The organism is Dyadobacter sp., assembly GCF_051859145.1.
Classification (GTDB): domain Bacteria; phylum Bacteroidota; class Bacteroidia; order Cytophagales; family Spirosomataceae; genus Dyadobacter.
The window spans coordinates 1-13331 of record NZ_JBHYGF010000045.1; the positions used below are offsets into that span (position 1 = coordinate 1).

General features: G+C 46.2%; 9 protein-coding genes and 1 pseudogene. 3 read left to right on the plus strand and 7 right to left on the minus strand.

Annotation, left to right across the window (positions count from 1 at the left end):
- A pseudogene (locus tag ACTIE6_RS03775) lies at nt 1-675 on the minus strand (4-hydroxy-3-methylbut-2-enyl diphosphate reductase); the annotation flags it as partial.
- Between the two features lie 179 nt (nt 676-854).
- On the opposite strand from ACTIE6_RS03775, the gene ACTIE6_RS03780 reads away from it, so the two are divergent.
- The 3 genes from ACTIE6_RS03780 (at nt 855) to ACTIE6_RS03790 (ending at nt 3117) form a co-directional block, all read left to right on the plus strand.
- A complete protein-coding gene (locus ACTIE6_RS03780) occupies nt 855-1409 on the plus strand; it encodes an RNA polymerase sigma factor (protein WP_439555355.1) in 555 nt (184 codons plus the stop codon).
- A gap of 81 nt (nt 1410-1490) precedes the next feature.
- Nucleotides 1491-2099: a hypothetical protein gene (locus ACTIE6_RS03785; protein ID WP_439555356.1), complete on the plus strand. Its 609-nt coding sequence runs from the start codon at nt 1491-1493 to the stop codon at nt 2097-2099.
- On the plus strand, nt 2059-3117 hold the full coding sequence (locus ACTIE6_RS03790) for a hypothetical protein (protein ID WP_439555357.1): 1059 nt from the start codon (nt 2059-2061) through the stop codon (nt 3115-3117). Before ACTIE6_RS03785 ends, ACTIE6_RS03790 begins: the two co-directional genes overlap by 41 nt.
- 5 nt (nt 3118-3122) lie before the next feature.
- Here the strand turns inward: ACTIE6_RS03790 and bshC are convergent, their stop codons facing one another.
- The 6 genes from bshC to ACTIE6_RS03820 form a co-directional block, all read right to left on the minus strand.
- The gene (gene bshC / locus ACTIE6_RS03795; protein ID WP_439555358.1) at nt 3123-4673 is read right to left on the minus strand and encodes a bacillithiol biosynthesis cysteine-adding enzyme BshC; all 1551 of its coding nucleotides are present in this window, start codon (nt 4671-4673) and stop codon (nt 3123-3125) included.
- A gap of 233 nt (nt 4674-4906) precedes the next feature.
- Entirely contained in the window at nt 4907-6718 is a 1812-nt protein-coding gene (locus tag ACTIE6_RS03800; RefSeq protein WP_439555359.1) for an acyl-CoA dehydrogenase family protein, read from the minus strand.
- A 141-nt stretch (nt 6719-6859) separates the two neighbouring features.
- Nucleotides 6860-9748: a putative Ig domain-containing protein gene (locus tag ACTIE6_RS03805; RefSeq protein ID WP_439555360.1), complete on the minus strand. Its 2889-nt coding sequence runs from the start codon at nt 9746-9748 to the stop codon at nt 6860-6862.
- A 1-nt stretch (nt 9749) separates the two neighbouring features.
- Complete coding sequence (locus tag ACTIE6_RS03810) at nt 9750-10865, minus strand: glycosyltransferase (protein WP_439555361.1); 1116 nt, start codon at nt 10863-10865, stop codon at nt 9750-9752.
- Nucleotides 10862-11869, minus strand: a complete 1008-nt coding sequence (locus ACTIE6_RS03815; protein WP_439555362.1) for a glycosyltransferase family 2 protein — start codon at nt 11867-11869, stop codon at nt 10862-10864. The genes ACTIE6_RS03810 and ACTIE6_RS03815 overlap by 4 nt, the downstream gene beginning before the upstream one ends.
- Nucleotides 11870-11974: 105 nt before the next feature.
- Entirely contained in the window at nt 11975-13153 is a 1179-nt protein-coding gene (locus tag ACTIE6_RS03820) for an acetyl-CoA C-acyltransferase (protein WP_439555363.1), read from the minus strand.
- Between the last annotated feature and the right edge of the window lie 178 nt (nt 13154-13331).

The window sequence follows — 13331 nt, forward strand, 5'->3', positions numbered from 1 at the left end:
ATATTGACCTTCAAAGTCGGTGTAAAAACCCACTGCAACTCTGGCCCCCGTCATATATTCTGCCAAAAGCTGCGCCTGCGCCATATTTTCCACGACCACAGTAGGCGCGTTTTCCTTTGAATGCGAAAACGTGGCGCGGGTTTCCTCGTGTTTGGGTTTTCCGTGCACCACAATCGTATAATCCTTCTCCCCGATCTGCGCGGCGCGGTTCCATACTTTCTCTACAAACGGGCAGGTAGTATCGTAAACGTAGGAGTTAATGCCCAGCTGCGCCAGCTTCTGCTGGTTTTCAACCGTAGTACCAAATGCGGGAACAATCACGATATCCTCGGTAGTAAGTTCTTCCCAGGGAATCAGCTGGTTTCCTTTGGTATCCATAATAAACTGTACGCCACGGTCTGTCAAATCACGGTTTACGTCCGGATTATGGATCATTTCACTGAGCAGGAAAATTCTTTTTCCAGGATTTTCAGCAATCGCTTTGTAGGCAATATCAATCGCATTTTCCACCCCATAACAAAACCCGAAATGGCGCGCGATCAGAAACTGTACCGGGCCAAAATCAAGCAAAGTCGGCGAATAATCGCGTTTCAGCTTGTCATTTTTACGGCGGAATTCCTTGATCGGGGTGATAATCCGGCTCCGGTAAAAATCCGGTATATTAAACGTTTTCATTTACGAATTCGGTAGATTGCAGCTAACAGCCAAAGATACTATACTTAACTTCCTGAAGAACAATCTGCTGTTTATCATTGTTCAAATCTGGTTTTTTTGAAAAAATTATAATGTACGGTGCAACATGCACGGTGCATTGCTGTCTTTGTTACAGAACGTTCAATAATTAAACCTTCTGCTTGAAAACACAAATATACCCAGACCGGCATGTCGAACTGGTGGAACGGTGTAAACTCGGCGAGCGAAAAGCGCAGTACGAGTTGTACAAATCGTACTCCAAAGCCATGTTCAACATCTGTATGCGGATACTGAACCATATGGGGGAGGCAGAAGATGCTTTGCAGGAAGCTTTTGTGGATGCATTTACCAATCTGCACCAGTTCAGGCAGCAGTCGACATTCGGCGCCTGGCTGAAACAGATCGTGGTCAACAAGGCGATCAACCACATGCGGAGCAGGAAGGTTAAATGGGTGGAAATTGAGGAGTACCAGGAAACAATGGAGGAGAGCGAGGATTCTTTCGGGTTCGACGAAAGCGAAACTGTGCTGGAAGTGGAGCGGGTCAGGAATATGGTTCAAAAATTGCCTGACGGTTATCGCGTGGTATTAAGTCTTTACCTGTTTGAAGGTTATGATCACGAGGAAATCGGCGAAGTGCTGGGAATCAGCGAAACGACTTCCAGAACGCAATATATGCGGGCAAAAAGAAAGCTGACTGAAATGCTGGTGAAGTAGCATTAACAATATTTAACAAGGTATTTACTTAAAAATTAAAGATTTGAAAAAATTATCTACCCATGACACGTTAATGAATCTATGAAAAATTCTTCAGATAAAAAGGATCGATTGGAGCGGTTTGTGCGGGATAACAGGGATGGATTTGATACTTTCTTACCGCAGGATTCTTTGTGGAGCCAAATCGAAAGTCAACTTCACAACGAGATTCCCCTCGTTCCGGAAAAATCCAAAAAAAAACTTAGGAGGCTAAACAATCCTTACTTCGACTGGCGCATTGCGGCCGGCGTTTTCCTCGCTCTTGGTGTTGGGTTCCTTGTGTACCTCAATAACGAATACGGCCTTGCCCGCGATCCGCGTGTAGCACTGAAAGTACCTACTTATGCCCGTGAACTCAATCAGTATAATGTTGCAATAGATCAGAAAAGGGAGGAGATTATCAAACTGGCCAAAGACAATCCTGAATTGTACAAGGATTTTGCCTCTGACCTGGAGAGCCTGGAAGTAAGTTACAAGACCTTGCGGTCTAACCTTGCAAATGCGCCCAATCAGGAGGCACTGCTGGAAGCAATGGTCCAGAACCTCCAATGGCAGGTTGATTTGCTCAACCGACAATTAGATATTTTGCAACGCATTAATCAGGTCAAAAATGACAACGAAAAAGGAAATAACAGCGCTCCTGTTATTTAATATAGCACTGATTTTACCTAACCTGCTCCTGGCAGGACCAGGTACCCCCGACCAGAACGGGCTCATCGAGAAGCGCAGGAATATCACGAAGGTCTTCGATGTAAAAAGTAGTGATATGCTGCTGGTTGAAAACAAATTCGGTCAGGTTAAAGTAAATCTCTGGGCAAAGGATGAGATCAAAGTCGAAATCATTGTAACAGCCAATGCAGCTTCCGACGGCCGGGCTTCCGAATACCTGAGCGCAGTAAACATTGAGGAAAAAAGACTGAAAAACCAGATCAGCCTGGTTACCCGCATTGACCGGAGCCAGTTTGGCAACAATGGATGGAACAATCGTAACGGTGGGAAAAATTACATCCGCATCGACTACACAGTCCACATGCCAAAACAGAATGCATTGATCGTGAAAAATGAATTTGGCGACACGGATATCCCTTCATTTTACGCCCCGCTGACGATCGATTCCAGGTACGGAAACTTCGTCGCTAATCAGCTGGAAAATACGGATAACACCATTGACGTGCGCTACGGCAGTGCTACAATCGGAAAAATGGATGGCGGCAAACTTGAATTTGAGTACTCCAAGCTGAGCCTGGATCAGGCCAAAAAGATATTGCTGATCAATAAATCAGGCGAACTGAATATCGGTGATGTGATCAACCTGGACGCAGATATCGACTACTCAGGTGCCAAAATCGGCACGATCCGCGGTACCGGAAAAATCAAGCTGAATTACTCGGGTAACTTCAAAATTGACGAGCTAACCAACTCGGCCCAGAATGTGGATATCCAGGCCGCTTACTCTTCGGTTGTTCTGCCGGCAGAAGCCAACCAGTTCAATGTGACTGTCTCGTATGGTAATTTTACCTACCCCACCAACAATGTTAACTTTTCGGTCCAGCCTGCGAAAGACCATAAATCGTATACGTTGAAGCAATATCAGGGGAAAATCGGTACCGGGTCTGGTACCAAGATCACGGTCAACTCGCGCTATGGCGATGTGAGGCTGAAAGAATAAACCTGTTATTCTTCAAGAATGACATTGTAACTGAAATCCAGCGGGTTGAAAGCATTGTAAAGCTTCTGGATAAATTCAGGATCATTAATGTAAAAACTCAACAGATTATCATACCGTTCCTGGGCGATTCCGTTCGGGAACAGTTTGTTTTTGAGGCCCAGCAATTGCTCGATTTCCGATTCATGGTTACGCTCTTCCGCTCTGACGATCCGTTTCTCAAGTTGTTTTAACGAATTCAGGAGTCGCGTTTGCTCCGCTTTTACAGCACCCAGCATCGTTTGGTCCACCGCAACTGCTTTTGAAAGAATAGCGTCAAAAACCTTATCAAATTCTTCTTTTTCAGCATTCAGGTCCAGCACGCGCTCGCTGTTCCTTTCGATGAAAGTTTTACGCAGCGCCACTTCATCCAGAAAAAGATCTTTATAGCTGATTTTCAGCTTACGCGCCTTCTTGCTTTGATGTCCATTGATATACAATGCAAAGTTCCTCGGCATCAACGCAGGGAAGGGTACATTGAAATGATCGAAAACACCTTTCAGCTGCATCCAGTAAGGCACTTCTGACGGTCCGCCTATATACGCAAGATTTGGTAAAATGATTTCCTCGTAAAGCGGTCTCAAAATAACGTTCGGACTGAAAAGCTCAGGTCTGCTTTCAGCCAGTGCAAGTATCTCTTCTTCGGAAAAAGACAATTCGGTATTCAGCACCTTGAAAGTTTCACCTTCCTTTACAATACGTTCCCGTAAGTTGTCATCCAAATAGAATAAGTTGATTTCCCGCGCATTCAGCGGCGTATGATAGCCTAGTGCATTGAGCTCCGAAGTAGTTTGCGAAACGAGTTTCTCGCAAATGGAAGTAGTTAATTCCTCTTTTACGACCGGCAGAAAACTGCGTTTCAAATCTGCGTGGTCGGCATCGATACTGATCAGGCCATATTGCCCGAATAATTCGTGCATATAACATCGGACCGCATCCGCCAGCGTGTTGTTTTCAAGGTATGCTTTGGCAAAAAGGAGTGGCTTGTCCGGCAGCTGTTTCAGGATTACTTCCAGCTCTTTCGGGTTCAGCCGACCCACGGCTCCTTTGTGTTCGCCAGTCCATTTGTGTGTTTGTCCAAACAAATGAAAAGACGCGATTTCTTCAAAGTCATGATCCTCCGTCGCCATCCAGTAAACCGGCACGAAGTTATATTCCGGATAAGCCTCTTTGAGCGCACGCGCAAGCTTGATTGCCGTGATGATCTTGTAAATAATGTATAGCGGACCAGTGAAGATGTTCAGCTGGTGACCTGTTGTTACAGTGAAAGTCTTTTCGTCAAGCAGCAGCGAGAAATCAGGATAATGCGGCAATCCCTTGTACTGCGTTTCAAGTACGTCCACCAACGTTTTACGCTTGGCTGCATCGAAGCTGCTCTTTTTCGCTATCACTTCCTGAAAATTTTCGAGTGCAGGAAACGAGCTGTAAAATGCCTCCAAAGAAGGTTTTTGGTCCAGATAATCCAGTAAAAGCGCAGGAAATTGCCCTGTCGTACGCAGATCCACAGTGTGCAGAGTCATGAAAGGTGGCTTTTCAGTAGCTTGAAGAGAATCCAACGTGTTTTACTTTTTGTTCGTCTGTAACCAATCTTTTAACGAGAAATTCGCGGAAATTGGTTTCCCAAAGTTGCGCAATTTGAGGAAGAATAAAAAACCTGAGCCCGGGTTATAAAAAGGCCGGACCTTGTGCAGATCCGGCTTCATTTCAGGCGCTTTTTTTAATCGATTAAACCCAGACTTAATGGGCTGCCCACTTAAAATACATAAGCATTTTTGGAGATCAGCTCGTCTGCAATCCGCCTGCGTGCATTCTTGAGATTAGATGGTTCTATTTTCGTAAACCGCTTCAATCCCATTAACATCACATTCAGTTCATCACTTTCGGCAAAGCTCGTGATGGCGGATCTTCCTGCGATAGTCACTTTTTCAACAGCCCGGTTCAGGTAGATCGCCGCGATATCTCTCTGCAATGCATTCGATTCTTCACCCAATAACTCAATGCTCTTTTCAACACGCAGCAATACCGACTCGGCCACATATATCTCAATCACCATATCTGCCAGGTTCATGATAATCTCCTGCTCTTCCGACAGTTTCATCATAAACTTTTGTACAGCAGCTCCCGCAACCATCAGCACTGCCTTTTTGAGGTTTTTCAAAACCTTTTTCTCTTTGGCGAAAAGTGTTTCTTCCTCTTCGCTATTGAAATCAGGAATGGACATAATTTCTTTTCCAACTGCCGCAGCCGGGCCCATCAAATCGAGCTGGCCTTTCATGGCACGTTTCAGTAGCATATCCACTACCAGGAGCCGGTTGATCTCATTTGTGCCCTCGAAGATCCGGTTAATGCGGCTGTCGCGGTACGCCCGGTCCATTGGCGCGTCTGCCGAAAAGCCCATTCCGCCGTAAATCTGCACACCCTCATCTACCACAAAATCCAGTACTTCAGAACCATGTACCTTCATGATCGCGCATTCGATTGCAAATTCTTCCAGTGCTTTCAGCTTCGCTTCCGAATCGGCCATTCCTTTCGCCTGAAATGCCTCAATGAGATCATCGATATGCTGACCGACCCGGTAGGAGGCAGATTCCGTTGCATACATACCCACCGCCATTTCAGCAAGCTTGTGCTTAATTGCACCGAAATTCGCGATTGAAGTTCCGAACTGCTTCCGCTCATTCGCATAATTGATTGCCTGCTCTGCTACTCTTTTGGCACCGCCTAGTGCGGCCGCCGCGAGCTTAATGCGACCAATATTCAGAATGTTAACAGCAATCTTGAAGCCATTTCCGCGCTCGGAGAGCATGTTTTCGACAGGTACCAGACAATCGAAAAATATCTGCCGGGTATCCGACCCTTTAATCCCCATTTTATGCTCGGGCTCATTCATCGTAATTCCGGCCGTCGAGCTTTCGATGATAAATGCAGTCAGGTTCTTATCTGTCTGCCCGTTTTCATCTATTTTGGCAAAAACAATGAATACATCTGCAAAACCGCCATTTGTAATCCACATTTTCTGACCGTTGATTGCATAATGTGCACCGTCGGCAGTAAGTTTCGCTTTTGTTTTGGCAGAATTTGCATCTGAGCCGGAGTCCGGCTCTGTCAGGCAGTAAGCCGCTTTCCATTCACCAGTGGCCAGCTTAGGCAGGTATTTCAGTTTTTGTTCTTCGTTTCCGTAATACAAAATCGGCAGGGTACCTATTCCGGTATGTGCCGATAGCGCGACTGAAAAGGAGTTACCGGCGCCAGTTGCTTCGGCCACGAGCATAGAAGTATTGAAATTCATTCCAAAGCCGCCATATTCTTCGGGAACAACCGTACCCAGCAAGCCCAGTTCACCTGCTTTGTCCATCAAACCGGATATCAGGTCCGGACTTTTTGCGTGGTCTATTTCGTCAAGTATCGGCCAAACTTCCTTCGCAAGAAAGTCGCGGCAGGTATCAGCGATCATGCGCTGCTCTTCTGTAAATTCCTCAGGGATAAATATTTGAGAGGATTGTGTTTCCTTAATTAAAAATTCGCCTCCCCTAATAGATGTTTTATTCGCTTCTGCAACGGCCATATCTGATAGTAATTATAGAACGATGTGAAACAAAGGTATGCTTGCATACTATTGACTATTTCAAATATAAACCATAATCAAGTTATGCGCGCATACTATCCTGAAATTTTACGTAACGTCTGGCAGATTTGGCGCTGTCCGCTATTTTTTGAAGATCCGAAATTGCTTTAAAAGCGCCCCATTTTCAAGAATTCGCACAAAGTAAATACCCGAAGAAAGACCCACATCCGAAAGATCAATGTAAGCCAGATTGTCGGCTATACTCACCAGGTTGGGTGGCAGCGGAATGCGTTTTCCTCCAACCGTAACAATCTCGTACTGCATTCCCTCAGTTACCTGATTTTCGGGCAGTTTGATATTGATAATATTCTCCGTCGGGTTCGGATAAAAGGCCCATTCGGCTATGTTCTTGGTGATATTAACCGAATCACCAGCCGATATACTGAACTGAATGGACTGTGTGACAATGGCCGAATCCTCCTTCGCGGCTGTGACCGTAAGCGTATACCTGCCTACATAAGGCGCAAAACCCAGCTCATTTTCATACAACGCATATGGGAAAACGGCGGTAGTCGAAGTTCGTTTATAAGGTCCGTCCAACTGGAATTTGACCTGATCGTACTCAAAGTTTCCGTAAGCATAAATGTTGAGCAGCTCTGGAAGCGACTCGTAAGCGAGCACATCGTCGCCGGCCAGCTTACGAATGATACTTTGTTCCACTTTGCTTCCTCCTTTTACAAGCTCAAAACGCAGCTCCGGCGTCTGCACTTTCAATATCAGCGGTATCTCTACATATGCCCCTCCATTGTCGTAAGCTCTGACAATCAACCTGTACTCTCCTTCCTCCGTAGGTGTTCCTGAAAATACATTCAATGCAAAATTCAGCCACGAAGGCCGATTTTGAATTGAAATGGAAGAAATATATCCGTCTGGATCGCCGAAGATATTGGTTGGTAAAATGTAGTTAAATGGCATATTAACCTGCGCGTATTTCACCGGCAAAGTACTGCTCGCAAAAGGAGGCGCATTCAGGAATTGGGGCTCTACAACTTTGATCGTAAAGTAAGTCTCAACAAATGCATTCAGATCGTCATAAGCTTTAAAAATGATCCGGTACTCACCCAAAGTAGTCGGAGTCCCACTTAAAACGCCATTTGAAAATTTCAGCCAGGAAGGGAGCTCACTTGCCTCGATCTTTGTAATTTCTCCATCTTTATCTTCAAATGTATTCTGAGGAATGGTGAAGGTAAATGCCTTATTAACAGCAACCATCTGGTTCGAAAAATTAGCATCTACGGTCGGCGGCTTGTTGGCATTTTCCCTGGTATCCACACGGATTGTAAAAAAAGCAACTGTGGAACCGCCTTCATCGTCAGTACCTGTTACCGTTATCCGATAATCTCCCAGCTCAGTTGGCCGGCCCGAAAGCTGCCCGTTCTGGAACCGCAGCCAGGGCGGCAGGTTACTTACCTCAACTTTCACAATCGTACCGTCCACATCTGAAAACGTATCGATCGGCAGCTTGTAAGCAAAATCCCGGTTTACCGGTATAATCTGCATCGGCACCGGCCTGAAAACATAGGGCATATAGTTGGATGCATCCTTCCAGTATTCCGGCGTGAGAAGGTCTTCTTCGAGTTTGACAGCCACTGGCTTGGGGTTGCCTGCATTGGCATAGGCACGCTTGGCCCATTCATCGAAGATGACTGCTATCGCACCTTTTTTCTCTACCGCTGCCGACAAACGGTAACTTACACTTTCAGAGTAGTTGATTGGGGCCATAGGCTGGCTCAGCCATTTCGATGCCGCCGGACGCAAAAACGGCTCGGAGCGCCCCATCTGCTCCGTAGTAGAGATAACAACCGCTACTACGTTCGCGCCGTGTGCATAGTTTTCGTCGATTTGTTTTAAATGCGCCGCATTATCGAGATAGGAGCTCACAAACAGCTCATTAGCTATGATGTAATGTGCGGGCATATTGCTTTTTACAACATCCACCGACCATCTGTGATCAAAAACGGGACTATCGTTGATTTTAATTCCGTCGGCTTTTTCATTCAGGTCCTTAAAGCCCAGTGTGCCTCGCAAAACAGAAGCCGCATCAAAAACAGAGCCGTAATCAGAGATGAACTTGATCGCCGGGTCAACTAATTTAATGGCAGCAATCATTTGATCGAAGTACTTTTTCATCACCTCGTGCCGGTAAATGTACCAGTCTTTCCCGGCCCGCTGGCGGAAAGATTCCTCCGGCGCCCAGGCAGTTACCGGTGGATAAGGATCTTCAAAAGTCTTGTAGCTCATTCCCCAAAGGAAATTCAGCCGCTCGATTTTGGTATAATGTGCTTTCAACCACGCACGGAAACCGCTCACCATTGTTTTGGAATAATCATAAACGGCCGTATTCTCTTTTCCATTTACAATCAGTCCCCCAGGATATTCGCCTTCCTGTGTGGGTGTATTGGTGACGGAAACATACAGAAGCTTATTCTCGGTTTGCAGGTACTTGTAGCGGGCTACTGTTTCCTTCACAAAGGCAAGTCCCTTGTTAACAATAGCCTGGTTATCAAATCCATAAAAAGTATCAAGATAGCCGCCCAGCAATGGCTGCTCGGAGTGACTGAACTGGCTGTCGGAAGGCTCCCAAAAACCCTTGATACGCGTGCTGTGGCGACCAAGGTGGATACGGAGCGCCACTTTCATGCCCAGCTCCGTGGCTATTTTGATCTGCTCGTCGTATTTCGCCCATTTCGGGGTTTCTGTTGGAGAGCTGTAATAAACCTTGTCCCAGGGAATGGTAATATAAACGGCATTCAAGCCATATTGCTGTGCAGAACGGATAAGATCGGGTTCGGGACCCCGGTTTTCCGCATCTGTAAGATTCAGCAACATCAATGCAAGGTAACGTTGCGGATCCGTCTCTGCCGTTTTTTGAGCAGGTTGTGCGGAGATTGGCTGCAGGAAAAAGGTCAGGCAAAGCGCCAGGGAAAAAAGCTTATTGAAGAATTGAATTGCGTGCGCAGAATTGAACATGCTAAAAGTTTTTGTCAATTAATTTGATCCACTCATTGTATCCGTTTTCCACATTGAATTGACCTGCCCTTTCAATGCTCCTGGAACGATCTGTTACGATTGCTCCATTCATTATTTTTCGCATTGCTTCAACCATCTGGCTTACACTCAGATCATTGGTTACCACACCCATACCATCCTGAACAAATTCGGACACACCTCCCGACGGAAAAGAAACGATAGGTTTACCAAGCAACGCGGCTTCAATCATCACCAGCGGAAAAGGGTCCTGACGAGATGTAAGGAGAAAGCCATTTCCCGTGTTAAGGTAATTATAATAATCTTCTTTTTGCTTGCCAACCAGGTGAATTCTGGTCGCCGATCTTGAATTCCTGCACCTTTGTTCGGTATAATATACCATTCCATCGTCGATTTTGGCGCCAACCCAGATCAGGTGGACGCGGGAATCGTTGAGGTGTTCGGCAATGTCGGGCAGTAAATCAAAACCTTTACGCTCCGAAGTCATTCCCGATAATACCCACACAAAGTCAGTTTCCGGAATACCCAGGTTTTTCCGCAGCTCAGCCGAGCGTTCCGGGTTGCTTTTTACCAGGTTACTGTCTATAAATGAATAAAGCAGTCCGATATTCTTTCCACCCGAAACAACTAATGCATTGCTGGTAGCTTGTGAGCAGCCGATCAGCAAGTCTGAGTAGTCGATAATGCTTTTGAAATCCGGCCCGCTCAGGTAAGAGTAGGTCAGCGGCATTTCATGAAAATGCGTCACCAGCTTGATTGAAAACTCTTTGGCAATCAGTACCGTTTCGGGAATCATGGTCGTATTCACATACCAGAAATCTGCTTTGAAATCGGTAGCCAGTTTGCGTAAATGCCGGTGAATGGGGTTGGAGCCCAGGTGAAATGAGATTTTCTGGAGTATGTTAAACTTCCGGGGAGCAATGAACCTTGGGATATCTTCGGGAAAATCTTTCAGCAGCTCGCCGTCTGCAAAACTGACAATCCCGATATCAAAACGGGAACGATCGATTTTTTTCAGGATGTATAACAGCATCATTTCTGATCCTGTTCGTGTTGCATAGGGTGTGAAAAAGAGGATTCGTTTCTTTGTGCTGTTCATGAAGAGGCGGTTAAGAGGTCGATATTCTCAGAAGGCTTTATCTTATACGACCCTTTTTTCAAGAATAAGGTTGCCCAGAAATACTTTAAAAGCACACCTGTTTTTCTGACATAAATGCGCTGGGTACGTAATTCGGAAAAAGGATGTCGTCTGCTTTTGATGTTGAATGCAATTTTCCACCCAAATACCACCGGCACCATCAACAGGTAATGCAAGATCAGCAGCAAGTATTGAAAAGCACCATATTGCTTTCGTACCCAAAGGAAATTAGACACTTGCATTTGCGTGCTGAACCGGTTTATCCACGAAATATTGGTCCTTCGGAAAGGGTTATTGTTTTCGAGGTGGATGAAAATGCAATCCTTAAAATAGCACAGCTTGCCCAGCTTACTCAACCGCCCCGACCATTCCACATCTTCGCCGTACATGAAAAAATCGTCACTAAAACCGCCTGTTTTCTCAAAACCTTCTCTCCGCAAAAAAATGAATGCACCTACAAGCCAGTCGTATTGGTCCGGGTCCTGGTACTCGGGTTCCGGATAAAGTTTGTTGATCGCCCGCTCGATAAAGCCTGCTGGCGGCACAATGAAAAAGGTTTTACGAAACTCGTTGAAGCTCTTGTAAAAAGGCATCGGAGTACCGTCCGGGTAATATTGCAAAGCGCCGCAGGCGATAATATCCGGGCGCTCGTTCATTCTTTGGAAACACCGGCCGATCACATTGTCGGTAACCAGTGTATCTGCATTCAGCAGGAGAAAATAGGTGCCGTTTGCAATGGACATACCTTTGTTATTGGCGATCCCGAAGCCGGGATTCGAAGGCAAGTCAATCCACCGAACCTCAGGAAATGTATCACGAACCAACGCCCCACCTCCATTTTCCGGATCATTATCAACAATGATTATCTCAAATGTAACCCCGGAAGTAAATTGATAAATTGACTTTAAACAATTGATTATGAGTTGAGGTGTGCGGTAATTTATAATGATGATGGATACATCCATGAAACGATCTGCAAGTTGGATTGGGCAAAAATAAAGAATCTCCGTGGAACATACCCAAGCTGTTCCCGGAGATCCCTAAATAAGTAGCAATAGTTATTTGCCGGACTAATTGAGCCGTTCAAAAATTCCCGCGACTCCCTGTCCGCCCCCAACACAGGCGGTTACCATTCCGTACTTCTGGTTGCGGCGCTCCATTTCATTGAATAACTGAACAGACAACCTCGCACCTGTTGAGCCCAGCGCGTGGCCCAATGCGATTGCGCCGCCATTCGGATTAACGATTTCCGGGTTAATATCAAGTTCCTGGATTACAGCCAGCGACTGCGCCGCAAAAGCTTCATTCAGCTCGATTTGTTCGATATCCTGCAAGTTCAATCCGGCCTGTTTCAATGCATTTGGAATAGCAGCTACCGGCCCGATTCCCATAATCCGGGGATTAACGCCAGCCGTAGCGTAGGATAGCATTCTCGCAATCGGTTTGAGGTTCAGCCTTTTAACCATATTCTCGGACATTACCATCACAAATGCAGCCCCGTCGGAAGTTTGCGAAGAGTTACCGGCTGTTACCGATCCGCCTGCCGCGAAAACAGGTTTGAGCTTATTCAAAGCTTCCAGCGTCGTGTCAGGCCGCGGGCCTTCATCCTGACTGATTACCGTTTCCCGCGTCTTCTTCTTGCCCGAAGCCGCGTCAAAATATGTTTCCTTCACTGTTACAGGCACTATTCCATTTGCAAACCAGCCTTCTTGCTGTGCCCGTAAAGCTTTCTGGTGCGATTGAAACGAGAATTCATCCTGCTTGTCGCGGCTGATTTTAAAATCACTGGCCACCTGCTCGGCAGTCAACCCCATGCTCAGGTAGTAGCTCGGGTTGGTATGCGCGATTTCGTAGTTCAATGCCGTTTTCCATCCCATTGTGGGTACCATTGACATGGATTCGGTACCGCCTGCAATAATGCATTCCGCCATTCCCGCGTGGATTTTGGCGGAAGCCATCGCAATCGCCTCAACGCCCGAGCCGCAGTACCTGTTAATTGTGATACCGGAAACATTTTCCGGCAATGCAAGCAGCGCCACGTAGCGGCCCATTTGCATTCCCTGTTCCGCCTCGGGCACTGCATTTCCCACAATCACATCGTCAACCTGCGTCGGATCGAGTTGCGGCACTTTTTCGAGCAAATGCTTGATTACTGCCGCACCCAGGTCGTCAGGACGGGTAAAACGAAATCCGCCTTTTGAAGCTTTACCAACTGCACTGCGGTATCCTGCAACAATATATGCGTCCATATTGAAATTCTTAGTTCGATGAAAATGACTAATAGTATGCTGGCATACCATTGTAAAAATAGGAATTATACCTAAAACAACAAACCGCCGGAGTTTGTTTTCCGGCGGTTTGCAAATACCTAGTCTGTACTGATGGATTGTTAAAATTGGGACGGGAAATCAGTTCCCGTTAGCGGCT

Excerpts from the sequence above, each read along its gene's own strand:
- ACTIE6_RS03785 (WP_439555356.1), top strand. The coding sequence starts at position 1,491 with ATGAAAAATTCTTCAGATAAAAAGGATCGATTGGAGCGGTTTGTGCGG.
- ACTIE6_RS03790 (WP_439555357.1), top strand. The coding sequence starts at position 2,059 with ATGACAACGAAAAAGGAAATAACAGCGCTCCTGTTATTTAATATAGCA.
- bshC (WP_439555358.1), bottom strand. The coding sequence starts at position 4,673 with ATGACTCTGCACACTGTGGATCTGCGTACGACAGGGCAATTTCCTGCG.
- ACTIE6_RS03800 (WP_439555359.1), bottom strand. The coding sequence starts at position 6,718 with ATGGCCGTTGCAGAAGCGAATAAAACATCTATTAGGGGAGGCGAATTT.
- ACTIE6_RS03805 (WP_439555360.1), bottom strand. The coding sequence starts at position 9,748 with ATGTTCAATTCTGCGCACGCAATTCAATTCTTCAATAAGCTTTTTTCC.
- ACTIE6_RS03810 (WP_439555361.1), bottom strand. The coding sequence starts at position 10,865 with ATGAACAGCACAAAGAAACGAATCCTCTTTTTCACACCCTATGCAACA.
- ACTIE6_RS03815 (WP_439555362.1), bottom strand. The coding sequence starts at position 11,869 with ATGGATGTATCCATCATCATTATAAATTACCGCACACCTCAACTCATA.
- ACTIE6_RS03820 (WP_439555363.1), bottom strand. The coding sequence starts at position 13,153 with ATGGACGCATATATTGTTGCAGGATACCGCAGTGCAGTTGGTAAAGCT.